The organism is Rhizobium sp. OAE497, from assembly GCF_040546565.1.
GTDB lineage: Bacteria > Pseudomonadota > Alphaproteobacteria > Rhizobiales > Rhizobiaceae > Rhizobium.
Map to the genome: position 1 here is coordinate 654,325 of NZ_JBEPOA010000002.1, position 14,044 is coordinate 668,368.

Genomic DNA, 14,044 nt, shown 5'->3' on the forward strand with positions numbered 1-14,044 from the left:
AAGCATCTCGTATGGCTATATTAGCCATGTGATGGCGGCGCTGCTTGGCGGTGCCGGAACCAGATGAAGGCAGTGAGGCAGTCATCACCGCGTTGGTTGGCGCTCTTCGCAGCGGTTCTCGCTGCATGGTCGCCGGCCCCTTCCGCTTTCGCGGCGGGCGAGCCGGAAGGACCGGCGCCTGCCGGATGCCTCTATACGCGCTCCGCGGCCGGAACGGGCGAGACGCTCTGCATCCGCAAGGACAGCTTCAACCGTGACCTCTGCAGCGCCATCGAGCGCTCCGCCGCTGATTTCGAGCTGCCGCCGGATTATTTCGCGCGGCTGATCTGGCGCGAGAGCCGGTTTCGCGCCGATGCGCTGAGCTACAAGGGCGCCGAGGGGATTGCCCAATTCATGCCGGGTACGGCGAAGCTGCGCGGTCTGCAAAACAGCTACGATGTTCTGGAGGCGCTGCAAAAATCTGCGGAATATCTCGACGAGCTGCGTGACCGCTTCGGCAATCTCGGCCTGGCGGCAGCCGCCTATAATGCGGGCGAGAACAGACTTGCGAGCTATCTCGACGGCGGTGGCCTGCCGTCGGAGACCCGCGCCTATGTCATCGGCATTACCTCGCACAGTGTCGAGGACTGGAAGGGCGAGGCACCGGAGATCGCGGCCCCTGCGCTCGACAAGACCAAGACCTTCCTCGATAGCTGCGTTGCCCTTGCCGAAAGCCGGAAGCTGCGCGAGCCCGTCTGGCAGAACGAGGGTACATGGATGCCCTGGGGCGTACAGCTGGCCGCCCATGCCAATCCCGATGCGGCGCGCCGCCTGTTCATGGCAGCCGTCGAACGGCTGCCGGTGCCACTCAACGCCGAACAGCCGCTGATCATGCGCCAGCGCGACCGCAGTTTCGGTTTCCGCCCGCGCTATGTAACGCGCATCGCCCGCCAGACCCGCGCCGAGGCGGACCAGCTCTGCGCCGAGATCCGCAAGAACAACGGCACCTGCCTCGTCTTCCGGAACTGAGCCCCGCAGATACGTTGTGATACAAAGTTTAGCCTTGGGATGACCTGACAAACTGCGAGGCGGATGCCTATATAGCGCTTAACGATCCGCCACCCTCGTCCAGTCCCGACCCCACGTTTCCGGACGCTGGTGCAGGCGATCGATCGCTAGGAGAAGAAACATGCAGCACTACACCAAGAGTGCCGACGCCATCGCCAAGCTGACGCCGGAGCAGTACCGTGTGACCCAGCAGTCCGGGACCGAACGGCCCGGAACGGGCGAATATCTCGACAACAAGGAGCCCGGCATCTACGTCGACATCGTGTCCGGCGAGCCGCTCTTTGCCTCGTCCGACAAGTATGAATCCGGCTGCGGCTGGCCGAGCTTTACCAAGCCGGTCGAGCCCGCCAATGTCGCGGAACTCACCGACGTCTCGCACGGCATGGTTCGCACCGAAGTGCGCTCCAGCCACGGCGACAGCCATCTCGGGCACGTCTTCCCCGATGGCCCGCGCGATCGCGGCGGCCTGCGCTATTGCATCAACTCGGCATCGCTCCGCTTCGTCCATCGCGACAGCATGGAAGCGGAAGGTTACGGTGCCTATCTCGACCAGGTGGAGGAAGTTCAATGACGACGGAACGCGCAGTTCTCGCAGGCGGCTGCTTCTGGGGCATGCAGGATCTCATTCGCCGTTACAACGGCGTTATCTCGACCCGCGTCGGCTATAGCGGCGGCGAGGTGGCGAATGCGACCTATCGCAACCACGGCAACCATGCCGAAGCGATCGAGATCATCTTCGATCCGGCCAAGATCAGCTATCGCGAGCTTCTGGAATTCTTCTTCCAGATCCACGATCCGTCGACGCCGAACCGCCAGGGCAACGACCGCGGCCCGAGCTACCGCTCGGCAATCTTCTATACGAGCGACGAGCAGAAGCGCGTAGCCGAAGACACGATCGCCGATGTCGATGCCTCCGGTCTGTGGCCGGGCAAGGTGGTGACGGAAGTGACTGCTGTCAGCGATTTCTGGGAAGCCGAGCCGGAGCATCAGGATTATCTGGAGCGGATCCCGAATGGCTATACCTGCCATTTCGTCCGCCCGGGCTGGAAGCTGCCGAAGCGCAGCGCCGCCTGATCCGGCAAGAGTTTAAGCATGCAAAGGGCGGCCGGCGGTCGCCCTTTTTGTGTGATCACAAATATTAGCGATCCGGCTTTTTCGTTGGCGCGAATATGCGGTTCGCGGTATTCGGATTCCAAACGGGATTCGACTCATGGCCAACAAAGACCAAGTTCTCGTGACGCTGCGCACCTACATGCAGGTCAAGCGCGCGCATGATCAGAACCAGGCCGAATATCTCGAAACGCTTCAGCAGAAATCCCGGGAAGAACCGATCGACACTGCGGCGATCGCCGAACTGACCAATGCCTATCACGAGCTCCAGCATCCCTTGCTCGATGAGATGAGCTATCGCTGGCAGGTGCTGGAGGCATGGTTCGACGATATCGAGGTCGATCTCGTCAGCTGGGCGATCCGCAATCCGAAATTCGCGAGTGCCGTGCGCGGCTGACGAGAGATCGTCAGTTCGCCATCAGATGCTGGCGCACCAGATCGGCGGCGACGGGACGGCCGAGATGATAGCCCTGGACGAGATCGACGCCGAGATCGCCGAGCGTGCGCAACTCCGATGCCGTCTCGACACCCTCACCGACGACGAGGCTGCCGGTATGATGGGCGAAGGTCACCAGCGCATGGGCCAGCGCCCGCTTGACGCTGTCGGTCTCGATATCCTTGGTCAGGCTGATGTCGAACTTGATGATGTCAGGCCGGATGTTCAGGACGTGGCGCATGCTGGCATAGCCCGATCCGGCATCGTCGATGGCGATGCGGACCCCGCGTTCGCGCAGGGGATGGAGGGCGGCGGCGAGTTGCTGGTAATCGTAGATCTTCTCGTGTTCGGTGACTTCGAGAATGACCCGGTCCAGCGGCAGATGGCGCAGCACGATATCGAGCGAACTGTCGACGATGGTCGCCGCCGAGACGTTCAGCGACAGCGAGATCGTGTCATCGCCGATGGTCGTGAACTCGTCGATGGCGTTCTCGATCGCCTGGCGCTCGACGCGCGAGCGCATGCCGACATCGGCCGCTTCCGAGATCCAGATATCCGGCGAGCGTTTCGGTTCGCCGCCGAAGCGCGCCAGCGCCTCGAGCCCGACGATCTGGCGGTCGGCCATGGCGAAGATCGGCTGGAAGACGATCGCCGGCTCGCGCAGCGCCAGCGCCTCGGTGATGCGCAGCAGGCGCTCCGAGAAATCGAGATTGTGGCGGATCTCATCGCTGATCTGGCTGGCGATGAGCTCGGCGAAGGCATTCATGATCTCGAGGTCGCGCTCGTTCAGCGTCGGATCGGCATGTTTCGAAAAGCAGCAGAGCGTTCCGTAGATACGTCCGTCATGAAGCAGCAGCGGCACGCTGACATGGGCGCCGATCGGCATTTGATGCGTCGCTGGGATCTCCATCGCTTCCGGGCAGAGCGACGTATCGGGAATGAGCCGCGGCAGCTGGCCGGTCACCACCTTGTAGCAATAGCCGTCATGGAGCGGCAGAAGGTCGCCTGCCTGAAGCGGCGAAGGATAGGCGGCGCTATCGACGTTCCGGAAGAGACGGTGGTCGGGCATGAAGCGCGAGACGAAGGCGACATCCATCTTCAGGTGCCGGCGCAAGGTTTTCAGCGCCCTGTCGATCGTCGTCAGCGCCGCGCTCTGCTGCGCCAGCTCCACATTTTCGCGTTGTTGCGCTTGAAGCAGCTGTGGTATCGCCATGCCCGGTTCCCGTTTTGGTGGCTCAACCTTCACGCTTATTATTAAATACTCATTTAACGCTCGATCGTTAAGGTCCACATATCGACGTACGATTTAGGACACAGACTTTCGTGCAGGCGAGATTTCGACATGCGGATTAGCACGATCACCAACTGGGCTTACGGCGTGACGGTCGGTCTGACACTGCTGTCAGGCGGTGCCTTCATCCTGTCGGCGCGCAGCGCCGATCACGAGCGGCAGGCGGTCGTCGAAAGCCAGGCGCTGGACGAGCTTTCCGAGCGGCTGACGATGGCCGCCGAGCAGACCAGCGAGGATGCCCGTCTCTTTGTGATGCGTGGCGAAGACCGCCATCTCCAGGCCTTCCGTGGCGACGAGAAGGGAGAGCGCGATCGCGAGCAGGCGCTGAAATCCTTCAAGGCCGCCGCTTTGCTGCCGCAGGAAATGGCTCTGATCCAGGAGATCGAACAGGATGGCGAAGCGCTCGATGCGATCGAGGAGCGCGCGGTAACCGCCTATGCGAATGGCGATCAGGAAGGCGCGCGCCAGATGCTTTTCGGCGCCGAGCACGAGCGGGTTCAGAGCGATCTGCTGACCAGCGTTCGCCAGCTGACTGACCTCATTGCCACCCGCACCAACGATGCTCTCACTGACGCCAAGCAATGGAGCGACTTCTGGGGTGCGGTGGCCAAAAGCCTCCTGGGCCTTACGGCGGCGGTTTTCCTCGGCGTGCTCTATTTCGTGCTGCGGCGGCGTGTGGCCATGCCGCTGATGCGGATGACCGGGATCGTCAACCGGCTGGCGCGGCAGGATTACGCCGTCGAGGTCTTGACCGATAACCGGCGCGATGAGATCGGCGAGATGAACGACGCCATCCAGATTTTTCGCGATAATGGGCTGGAGCGCGAGCGGCTGGATGCCGAGCGCCGGGCCGACCAGCGCACCAAGGATCTCATCCTGCAGATGATGCACCGCCTGCAGGCCTGCCAGCGGCAGGAGGAGCTCGCCGAGGTCGTCTCGCTCTTCGCGCCGCAGATTTTCCCCGACTTCGCCGGCCATCTCTATGTGATGAACGACAGCCGCACGGCGCTGAGCTCGATCGGCAGTTGGCGCGAACCGCGCCGCGCCGGCCCCGTGCTGACGTCGGCTGAATGCTGGGCACTGCGGCGCGGCCGTCCGCATGTCAGCGATGCCGCTGCCGGCGATATTCCTTGCCAGCATCTGGAACATGCCGACGAGATGGGCATTTGCGTTCCGCTCTCGGCGCAGGGCGATACGGTCGGCTTGCTCTATTTCGAAGGCGCTTCGGACAGTCAGGCAATTGCCTCGGCGCGTCTCTATTTCGAGCTGATCGCCGAGAATATCGGCCTCGGCGTTGCCAATCTGCAGCTGCGCGACCGGCTGATGAGCCTCGCGATTCGCGACGGGCTCACAGGCCTCCTGAACCGCCGGTCGCTGGATGATGCGCTGAACCGGATCGCCAGAGACGAACAGGGCGATGTGATCGCCATGATGGTGGATATCGATCACTTCAAGCGCTTCAACGACGAATTCGGCCATGACGCGGGCGACGAGGTGATGCGCCGCGTCTCCGCGATCCTGTCGGAGACGGTGGGCGAGGCGGGCACGGTCTATCGCTTCGGTGGCGAGGAGTTCGCGATCCTGCTTGAAGGTGGTGCCGAAGGCAGCGCGCTCGATCTCGCCGAGAAACTGCGCACGCTGATTGCGGCAACGCCGGTCACCTATCACGGCCGCCTGCTCGGCGCCGTGACGATCTCCCTCGGCGCAGCCTCGACGACGGCCGACATGCCTTCGGCGGATGTGCTCCTGCGTGCCGATGCCGCGCTGCTGAGCGCCAAGGCCAAGGGACGCAACAGGGCGGTGGCCGATTGGGTCGAGCGGTCCGCGACAGATCGGCGGCGTGCGTAGGGCTAGTTGGTCAGGCGGCTGACGGATTTGGTCGCGGTCTCGGCGATCGAGGCGAAGGCGGCAACCAGCCCGTCCATCGTGTTCGGTTCGTAGTAATTGGCCGGCGACGAGGCACAGTATCTGAGCAGGTTCTTGCCGTTCTCGGGCGCCATGAAGGCTACAGTATAAATGACAATGCCTGCGCTCTTGGCGGCCGCGCATTCGTCTCGCACCGACTGGTCGAGGGTTTTGCTCCACTGGTCGGAATTGCCGGTCATTTCCCCATCTGTCATCAGGATGATGACCCGATCGGAATTGGCATTGTTTTTCTTCATTTGTTCGACACTCTCGGTGTCGGTCCCATAACCGTTCTTCTTGATCGCAGTAGTCGCAGTGTTGACGGCCGTTGTCGCATCAGTGCCACCTGTCGGCGTCAGCGTCATGTTCGTGACGTAGCGCCGGGAGTCGCTCGTTCCCCAGGCCATTGCCGATTTGCCCTTGATGCCATTCGTATAGGAGATCACCCCTGTCCGGACATATCGGGGGGTGGGGTCAGATTTGTCCAGTGCGTCGAAGAGTGCGGTGGCGGCCTGTTTGAGGGCTTCGATCTTGGTGACGTAAACGGGCGGGCCGTAAAGCAGGCAGCCGTTCAAGAGCGGGATGAGGCAGGGTGTGTTTTTCACCGTTGTCGTATTCTGCGCCATCGATCCGGACTCATCGACAAGCACCTCCATCGAGAGCCCGTTCTTGGTGCTGCCCGATCCGCTGGCGCTATTGCTCGACGCGGTGATGGTCCGCGTATTGCCGGCCAGGAGCCCCATCAGCGGTGTCAAGTTGATGTTCGCCGATGAACTGACGGCGACCGTGAACGATTTGGCAGTGCCGTTGGTCGTTGTCGTGATTGTCGTGTTCGTCGCACTCTTGATGGCGGAGGCTGCCGCTGCGCTCACCGTGTTCGCCATCTGGCCGCTGACAAAGTCCTTGGCGAGCGCCTTTCCGCCGGTGTCGTCGACCTTGCCGTCGGCGAGGGCCGTGGCGACTGCAAGAGCCGCGGAATCGGTTGCCTCCTGAAGCTGCCGCTGGGACAGCATGATGTTACCGAGATCGATCGCAAGTCCCGCGCCGCCGATGAGCACAGGCAAGACGATCGCGGTCATCATCGCGAAGTTGCCGTTGCGGTCGCCGTTCAGCTGCCGCATATGGTGCAGAAAGCCAGACATGCAGCGAAAACGGCGTACATCAGAGATTGTGCCATTCGATCTCTGTCTGTGCTTAACACAAGGAAAACGTGCGTCGCGCGGACGCATATCTTTGGCACAGGCGCAAACTTTCCCTGCCTCATTGGCAGATGAAAGGGGCGGACTATATCCTTTCCAGACTCCATAGCCGGTGATTGGATTGCCGATGTTTGAGACGCTCGCGATACTCATGAGTCTTTCGGGAAGCGTGCCTGTCCTGGCGCAGGCCGGGTCGAACGAGGTCGATGTCAAGCTCGTACTTGCCGTCGATACATCCCGGTCGATGGATTTCGAGGAGGTCCGCATTCAGCGCGAAGGCTATGTCGAGGCGCTCAAGCACAGGGAATTCATCGATGCGGTCAAGGGCGGGCTGACCGGCCGGATCGCCATCAGCTATTTCGAGTGGGCGGGCTATGTCGTGCCCGGCTCGGTGATCGACTGGCATGTCATCGAGAACGAGGACGATGCGCTCGCCTTTGCCAACAGGTTGGAGGAACGGCCACTGAATACACAGCGCCGCACCTCGATTTCGACGGCGATCACGCAGGGCGCGACGATGATCGTCACCAGTCCTTATTCTGCGATGCGGCAGGTGATCGACGTCTCGGGCGACGGTACCAACAATGCCGGAAGCCCGGTTGCCCCGACGCGCGACAAGGCGGTGGAGGCGGGCTTGATCATCAACGGACTGGCCTTGATGCTGCGGCCCTCGGGCGCTCCCGGCGGTCTCGACAACTATTATGCCGATTGCGTCATCGGCGGTCCCGGCGCCTTCGTGCTGCCGGTCTATAAGATCGAGGATTTCGGCGTTGCCGTGCGCCGCAAGCTGGTCCTCGAAGTCAGCGGGCTGACCCCGCCGCCAGAAATCCAGAAGGCTGCCACGGCGCCGAAGAGCGATTGCATGGCCGGCGAAAAGCAGTGGCAGGAATTCTTCGACCGCTAATGCAGGCGCGCGCCGTGATCGCTGGCCAGATCGGCGGAGGTAATCCAGACGCGGCCGTCGAAGGCGACTTCGCCGCGATCGGTCTTGCCGCTGGCGATGCGCTCGATCAGTCCGAGATGCTGGCGCACCGCATCGACGCGATTGGCCGCCTTCAGGGCTTCGTCGAGGACGCAGACGGCTTGGCGCGCCGCGCCGTCGCCCATGATGATTAGCGTATGGTTTGCCTTGGCGAGTATCTTTCCGGGCAGTGTAACGAGCCGCATCTTACCACCTCAACTTAGCTTGGAAGCGCGCCTCCGGGGAGGCCTCGATAGCGGCAAGGCTGGTCCAATATAGTTAACGAAGGGTTAACGGCGCGCGGCCAGGAGCGATGGCGGTACGCTCCGGGCCGCGGCTGCCGATACGTTTCGCGGAAGCCAATCACTCCTCGCGATACGCCCGCATCATCTGATCCGTAAAGGGTTTGGCGAGGTAGGAAAGCGCGCTGCGCTCCTCCGTCTGGACATAGACCTCGACAGGCATGCCGGGCATCAATTTGCGCGATCCGAGCGCCAGAAGATCGGCGGGCGTGATGGTCGCGAGATAATAGGGGCGGCCGGTTGCGCGGTCGGTTGCGGTCGCCGCGGCGACCACGTCGACGGTGCCGTGGAATTCCGGCGTGGTGCGCTGGTTGAAGGCGGTGAAGCGCATGCGGGCGGGCTGGCCGGGGGCGATACGGTCGATATCGGCCGGTGGCACCTGGATCTCGACGCTCATCTCTTCGCTATCGGGGACGACGGACATCACGGTCGCGCCAGCGCCGACAATGCCTCCGATCGTGTGGATCTGCATGTCATAGATCAGGCCGTCGACCGGGGCTCGCACTTCCATGCGGGTCAGCCGGTCGCGGGCGGCGACTTCGCGTTCCCTCAGTTCCGCCACCTTGGCTTCGAGCGCGACGATCTCCGTCTGTGCTTCCTTGCGGTGGTTCTGGTCAAGCGACAGCAGCTTGATGCGGACTTCGCTGATCTCGTTTTCGGTCTCGGCCATGCGCGCCATCAGCTCGCCCTTGGCGCCTTCGTTGCGGGCCTTCTGCCGGGCGAGATCGCGCTGCTGAGCCACCTGGATCAGGCCCTTGGCAAGAAGGTTGTTGGCCTTCTGCAGCTCCTTGTCGATGATCTCCTGTTCCGCGTCGTTCGACTGCGCCTGGGCGCGATAGGCGGCCACCTGCTGCTCCAGCTGAATGATCTGCAGTCGCAGCTGCTCCTTCTGATTGGTCAGCATGCCAAGATTTTCGCTGAACAGCTTTGTCTCGCTTTCGAGGAGCGGGGCGGAAATGTCGAGGCCCTTGAAATCAAGGGATTTGGCGCCATCGCGCTCGGCCGTGAGGCGGGTCATCATCGCCAGCATCTGCTGCAGCTGGCCCTGGACGATGGTCAGCTCGACGCGCGTCTGCGTCTCGTCGAGGCGGAAGAGCACCGAGCCCTTGCGCACCGCATCGCCGTTGCGCACGAGGATCTCGGAGACGATGCCGCCATCGCGGTGCTGGATCACCTTGACTTGTTGCGAGACGGCGACCTGCCCCTGCGCGATGACGGCACCCGAGAGCTTGGCCTGCGCCGCCCAGCCGCCGATGCCGAAGACCAGCGCGCCTGCCAGGAATGCGGACAGATAGATGCGCCCGGATATGCCGAACTGCTTCTGGGTTTCTTTCTTTGCCGGTTGCATGTGCTTTCCCCTCATTGTCCTTGTTCTTGATCAGCCCTGATGCGGCGTGACGCCGTCCTGGCCGGGCTCGCGTGCTGCGAGAATGAAGTCCTGTTCGGTCAGTTCGTGGCGGCCGTAGAGAAGGATCTCGAAATCCTCGTCCCGGTCGAAATCGATGATCGCCTTGACGATCGTCCGGTCGCCGCCCTCGAAATTCTCGTGATAGAGGACGATGCGGTTTGGCGCCGCCTGCGGGCCGCCGCTGTCATCGCCGCCGAAGACCAGACCGCCGATGCCGGCAGCGATTTCCGAGAAGTCGATCCGGTCGCCAACGGCGAAATCACGGATCTCGTCGCGGCCATCGCCATCGTTTTCGAGTGCCGCGAGGCTGCGGAACACGAAGACATCGGCGCCATCGCCGCCCGCCAGGAAATTCAAGCCGTTGCCGGCGATCAGCATATCGGCGCCACTGCCGCCGATCGCGGCTTCGAACCCGTCGAGCGTGTCGGCGCCGATATCGACGCCGGTCGCGGTTCCACGGTCGAGGTCGATGATGACGGCATGGACGGCGCCTGCGGCGCTGTAGGTGTCGAAGCCGTCGCCGCCCTTGTAGCTGTCGTCGCCATCGCTGCGGCCATCGCGGTCTTCGTCGGCGGCATGAACGGCGGCCAGCACGATATCGTCGCCGTCATCGCCGGAAACGGTGTCGTTGCCATCGCCACCGGTCAGCACGTCGTCGCCGTCGCGCCCGGAGAGGCGGTCGTTGCCGTCACCGCCGACGAGGATGTTGTCGGCGGAGTTGCCAGAGAGACGGTCGTGACCGGCGCCGCCGATGACGGCCTCGAAGCCAATGATCGTATCGCGGCCGATCTCCTGGCCTTCGGCGAGCTGTGCTTCGAGATCGGCGATGACCTCCTGCACGAGCGCGGCGAGATCGAGCGTGTCGAAGCCGTCATCGCCGCAATAGTCGTCGTCGCCATCGTCGTCGTCTTCATCATCATCGCCGGTGCGGCCGCGCACGACGACGACATCGTCGCCCTTGCCGCCGGAAATGCTGTCGTCGCCATCGAGGCCGCAGAGGACGTCGTTGCCCTCGCCGCCGGAAAGCAGATTGGCTTCGTCATTGCCGGTCAGCGTGTCGTTGCCCGAGCCCGCGAGCACGCCTTCGATCTCGGTGAGGCGGTCGCTACCGATCTCCTCGCCTGTCGCAGTGCCCTGCGACAGATCGGCGGTGATCGCCTTGCGGGCGCTCCTGACATCATAGACGTCATGGCCCTCACCGCCGGAATAGGTGTCGTTGCCGTCGCTGGAGGGCGCGGTCGAAGCGCGCGCTTCTTCGCCGGCGAGTCCGGCCTTGATGACATCGTCGCCCTTGCCGGCAATCACCACGTCATTGCCGCTGCCGCCGGTCAACGTGTCCGCGCCGTCGCCGCCGTCGAGATAGTCGTCGCCGGCTTCGCCGAGCAGGTCGTCATTGCCTTCTTCGCCGAACATGCGGTCGGCGCCGGTGCCGCCGCTCAGCTGGTCGTCGCCGCGCCCTGCGATCAGGATGTCGTTGCCGGCCTCGCCGAACAGGCGGTCGTTGCCGTCTTCGCCGAAGAGCACGTCGTTGCCATGACCGCCGAACAGCGTGTCGTGACCGGCGCCGCCATAGAGCGTGTCGTTGCCGTCGCCGCCGAGGATCAGGTCGTTGCCCGCGCCACCATTGATGACGTCGTCGCTCTCGCGGCCGTAGATCGTGTCGTTGCCGCCGAGGCCGGCGATCAGGTCTTCGCCCGGCGTGCCGGTCAGCGTGTCGTCGCCTTCAGTGCCCTGCAATTCATGCGGCGGCGCCTTCTGCAGCCGGAAGATCGCGGCGGTGCGGATCTCGGCTGCGCCATCCGAAACGTCGTAAGTGAAGGTGACGTCGCCGACGAAGCCGCGCTGCGGCGTATAGAGCCAGACATCGGCACCATAGGAGCGGATCTGGCCGGAGGTGACGCTGATATCGTTGATGCTCAGCGTGTCGCCATCGGGATCGTAGATATGGGCGAGCAGATCGTCGAGCAGCACCAGCGCCGACAGATTGACGAAGCCGCTCGAAAAGATCGGCCGTCCGAAGCTCATCGGTGCCCGGTTGGGATCGTCTTCTGACGTTTGGCTGCCGCCATGCCCGGGATTGCCGCGCGACGGGCGTGGCTGGAAATCGAGGCTGAGCGGCGAGCGCGGCGAGGGGAACTCAAAACCCTCGCCGGTATCGATGATGCTGCGGCGGTTGTCGTTGGCGGTGATGGTGACGACGCCGCGCTGGACGCGTTCCGGCAGTTCGGAAACGTAGAAGAGCGTCGTGCGAAAGCTCAGGCGCACGGCGGGCTGCTGCTCGGTCTCGACAGGATATTCCTCGCTGGCGAGCTGCTGCAGGAAGGCGGTCACATCCTCGATGACTTCGTAGTCGTCGCGGGCTGCCGGGCCTTCTTCCTTCTCGCGGCTTTCCGTCTGCTGGTTCTTCGCCTCCGGCTCGGCCTTGCCGAACATCATGGCGAGGGCGGAGAAGGCGGTCAGCGGCACGAAGAATTTGCGCGCGCTGCGCTTCTCCTCTTCCTTTTCCCGATACTTGTTGATCGGGGCGATCGCTGCCTGCGCATCCGGCAGGCCAAGGGTGAGCTTCTCCTCCATGATGCCCTCCCTATTCCGCCGCAGTGGTGCGCGCCGGCCGTTCGGCGAACGACTTCTCGACGGCGATCGGCCGGGCCTTCGGTTGCAGCAGCGTCTCCTTCGGACCGAAGGAGACGAGCTTGCCGTTCTGCAGCAGGCCGACCATGTCGACCGCCTGCAGCGCGCTCGGGCGGTGGGCGATGATGACGACGATGCCGCCGCGGCGCCGGACCGAGAGAATGGCCGTCGTCAGCGCCTCTTCGCCTTCGGCGTCGAGATTGGAATTCGGCTCGTCGAGCACCACCAGGAAGGGCTCGCCGTAGAGCGCGCGGGCAAGCGCCACGCGCTGGCGCTGGCCTGCGGAAAGCGCGGTGCCATGCGGACCGAGTTCGGTCTGGTAGCCGTCGCGCAGGTGGACGATCATGTCGTGGATGCCGGCGGCCTTGGCGGCAAGGATGATCTTGCGCGGATCGGGCTCTTCGGCAAAGCGGCAGATATTGTCCGAGATCGTGCCGTCCATCAGCGCCACGTCCTGCGGCAGGTAGCCGACGTGATCGCGGAAGAAATCGGTGTTCCACTGGCCGAGATCGGCGCCGTCGACGCGTACCGAGCCGCGCAGCGCCGGCCAGATGCCGAGCAGGCTCTTGACCAGCGTCGTCTTGCCGCCGCCGCTCGGGCCGATGAGGCCGAGCGCCTGGCCGGCCTTCAGCTCGAAGCTGACTTCGCTGAGCAACACGGCGCCGGTGCTCGGGGCAACCGTCGTCAGCCCCTCGATCTTCAGGCTTTCCTTCGGTTCGGGAAGCGGGATGAACTCGTCCTTGCCGTTCAGCACGGCCAGCGTTTCCTGGATGCGGTGATAGCTGCGGCGGGCCGAGACGACGCTCTTCCACTGCGCGATTGCCAGATCGACGGGAGCAAGCGCGCGGCTGGTGACGATCGAGGCGGCAACGATGGCGCCGGCCGAGAGTTCGCCGCCGATCGCCAGATAGGCGCCGAGACCGAGGATCGCCGATTGCAACATCATGCGCAACACCTTGGAGAGGCCTGACAGCGTGCCGCCGATATCGGAGGTCTTGGTCTGGTGTTCGAGGTGGTAGCGGTTGGCGCGCTCGAAACGGTCGACTGCACGCTGGGTCATGCCCATGGCATGCAGGACTTCGCTGTTGCGGGTGTTGGAGTCGAGAACAGCGTTGCGGGTGACGGCCGCCTTGATCATCGTCTGTGCATGGCGGCGGGTCAGTACCTCGGCAAGGATCGTCAGACCGGCGAGAACGGCGGCGCCACCAAGCGTCAGCATGCCGAGTACCGGATGCAGCAGCCAAACGAAGACGAGGTAGATCGGGATCCACGGCAGGTCGAAGAGGGCGATCGGGCCCTGGCCGCCGAGGAAGCTGCGCAGCGTGTCGACATCGCGGCCGCGCTCGGCGGCTTCGGCGGTCGAGTAGCCGTAGCGCGGCATTTCGACGACGACCTGGTGCGTCAGCGGCGCCAGCGTCGTGTCCATCCGGGCGCCGAGGCGTACCAGGATCTGCGAGCGCAGGATGTCGAAGACGCCCTGGAAGAGATAGAGGCCGATCGCCAGGACCGAGAGGGCGATCAGGGTGGAGATGCTGCCGCTGGCGAGCGCCCGGTCGTAGATCTGCAGCATGTAGAAGGCGCCGGTGAGCGCCAGGATGTTGATCAGACCAGACAGGCCGAACAGATAGGTCAGGATGCCGCGTGCCTTGTCGATCTTGTACTGCGGCTCTTTCTTCTTCGTTGCCATGATTTTCCCCTCCGGCAATTCATTCGGCGTGCCCCATGGCCATCAGCGGCCATGGGGCAGAGCCATC

The 14,044-nt window shown here is 63.6% G+C and carries 12 protein-coding genes; 6 read left to right on the top strand and 6 right to left on the bottom strand.

The window, feature by feature from the left end; translation table 11 throughout:
• Positions 1–63: 63 nt before the first annotated feature.
• The 4 genes from ABIE40_RS22575 to ABIE40_RS22590 all read left to right on the top strand — a co-directional run bounded on the left by ABIE40_RS22575 (position 64) and on the right by ABIE40_RS22590 (position 2,554).
• Positions 64–1,008 (top strand): lytic transglycosylase domain-containing protein, encoded by a 945-nt coding sequence (locus ABIE40_RS22575; protein ID WP_199625833.1) that lies wholly within the window; start codon positions 64–66, stop codon positions 1,006–1,008.
• Between the two features lie 160 nt (positions 1,009–1,168).
• Entirely contained in the window at positions 1,169–1,618 is a 450-nt protein-coding gene (gene msrB, locus ABIE40_RS22580; RefSeq protein ID WP_112718604.1) for a peptide-methionine (R)-S-oxide reductase MsrB, read from the top strand.
• A complete protein-coding gene (msrA, locus tag ABIE40_RS22585; protein ID WP_199625834.1) occupies positions 1,615–2,121 on the top strand; it encodes a peptide-methionine (S)-S-oxide reductase MsrA in 507 nt (168 codons plus the stop codon). The genes msrB and msrA overlap by 4 nt, the downstream gene beginning before the upstream one ends.
• Positions 2,122–2,257: 136 nt before the next feature.
• Positions 2,258–2,554, top strand: coding sequence for a hypothetical protein (locus tag ABIE40_RS22590; RefSeq protein ID WP_112718600.1), 297 nt, complete (start codon positions 2,258–2,260; stop codon positions 2,552–2,554).
• Positions 2,555–2,564: 10 nt separating this feature from the next.
• On the opposite strand, the gene ABIE40_RS22595 is transcribed toward ABIE40_RS22590, so the two are convergent.
• On the bottom strand, positions 2,565–3,806 hold the full coding sequence (locus ABIE40_RS22595) for a sensor domain-containing phosphodiesterase (protein ID WP_199625835.1): 1,242 nt from the start codon (positions 3,804–3,806) through the stop codon (positions 2,565–2,567).
• A gap of 129 nt (positions 3,807–3,935) precedes the next feature.
• Between ABIE40_RS22595 and ABIE40_RS22600 the strand changes: the two genes are divergently transcribed.
• Complete coding sequence (locus ABIE40_RS22600; protein WP_199625836.1) at positions 3,936–5,732, top strand: diguanylate cyclase; 1,797 nt, start codon at positions 3,936–3,938, stop codon at positions 5,730–5,732.
• Between the two features lie 2 nt (positions 5,733–5,734).
• On the opposite strand, the gene ABIE40_RS22605 is transcribed toward ABIE40_RS22600, so the two are convergent.
• A complete protein-coding gene (locus ABIE40_RS22605) occupies positions 5,735–7,141 on the bottom strand; it encodes a vWA domain-containing protein (RefSeq protein WP_354541115.1) in 1,407 nt (468 codons plus the stop codon).
• Between ABIE40_RS22605 and ABIE40_RS22610 the strand changes: the two genes are divergently transcribed.
• The gene (locus ABIE40_RS22610; RefSeq protein WP_199625837.1) at positions 7,116–7,892 is read left to right on the top strand and encodes a DUF1194 domain-containing protein; all 777 of its coding nucleotides are present in this window, start codon (positions 7,116–7,118) and stop codon (positions 7,890–7,892) included. The two genes, ABIE40_RS22605 and ABIE40_RS22610, sit on opposite strands and share 26 nt — an antisense overlap.
• Here ABIE40_RS22610 and ABIE40_RS22615 read toward each other — a convergent pair.
• The 4 genes from ABIE40_RS22615 to ABIE40_RS22630 all read right to left on the bottom strand — a co-directional run bounded on the left by ABIE40_RS22615 (position 7,889) and on the right by ABIE40_RS22630 (position 13,977).
• Positions 7,889–8,155, bottom strand: coding sequence for a hypothetical protein (locus tag ABIE40_RS22615; protein WP_199625838.1), 267 nt, complete (start codon positions 8,153–8,155; stop codon positions 7,889–7,891). The genes ABIE40_RS22610 and ABIE40_RS22615 overlap by 4 nt on opposite strands.
• Before the next feature lie 157 nt (positions 8,156–8,312).
• Complete coding sequence (locus ABIE40_RS22620) at positions 8,313–9,599, bottom strand: HlyD family type I secretion periplasmic adaptor subunit (protein WP_354541116.1); 1,287 nt, start codon at positions 9,597–9,599, stop codon at positions 8,313–8,315.
• A 30-nt stretch (positions 9,600–9,629) separates the two neighbouring features.
• Entirely contained in the window at positions 9,630–12,233 is a 2,604-nt protein-coding gene (locus ABIE40_RS22625; protein WP_199625840.1) for a calcium-binding protein, read from the bottom strand.
• A gap of 10 nt (positions 12,234–12,243) precedes the next feature.
• Positions 12,244–13,977 (bottom strand): type I secretion system permease/ATPase, encoded by a 1,734-nt coding sequence (locus tag ABIE40_RS22630; RefSeq protein WP_199625841.1) that lies wholly within the window; start codon positions 13,975–13,977, stop codon positions 12,244–12,246.
• Positions 13,978–14,044: the final 67 nt, after the last annotated feature.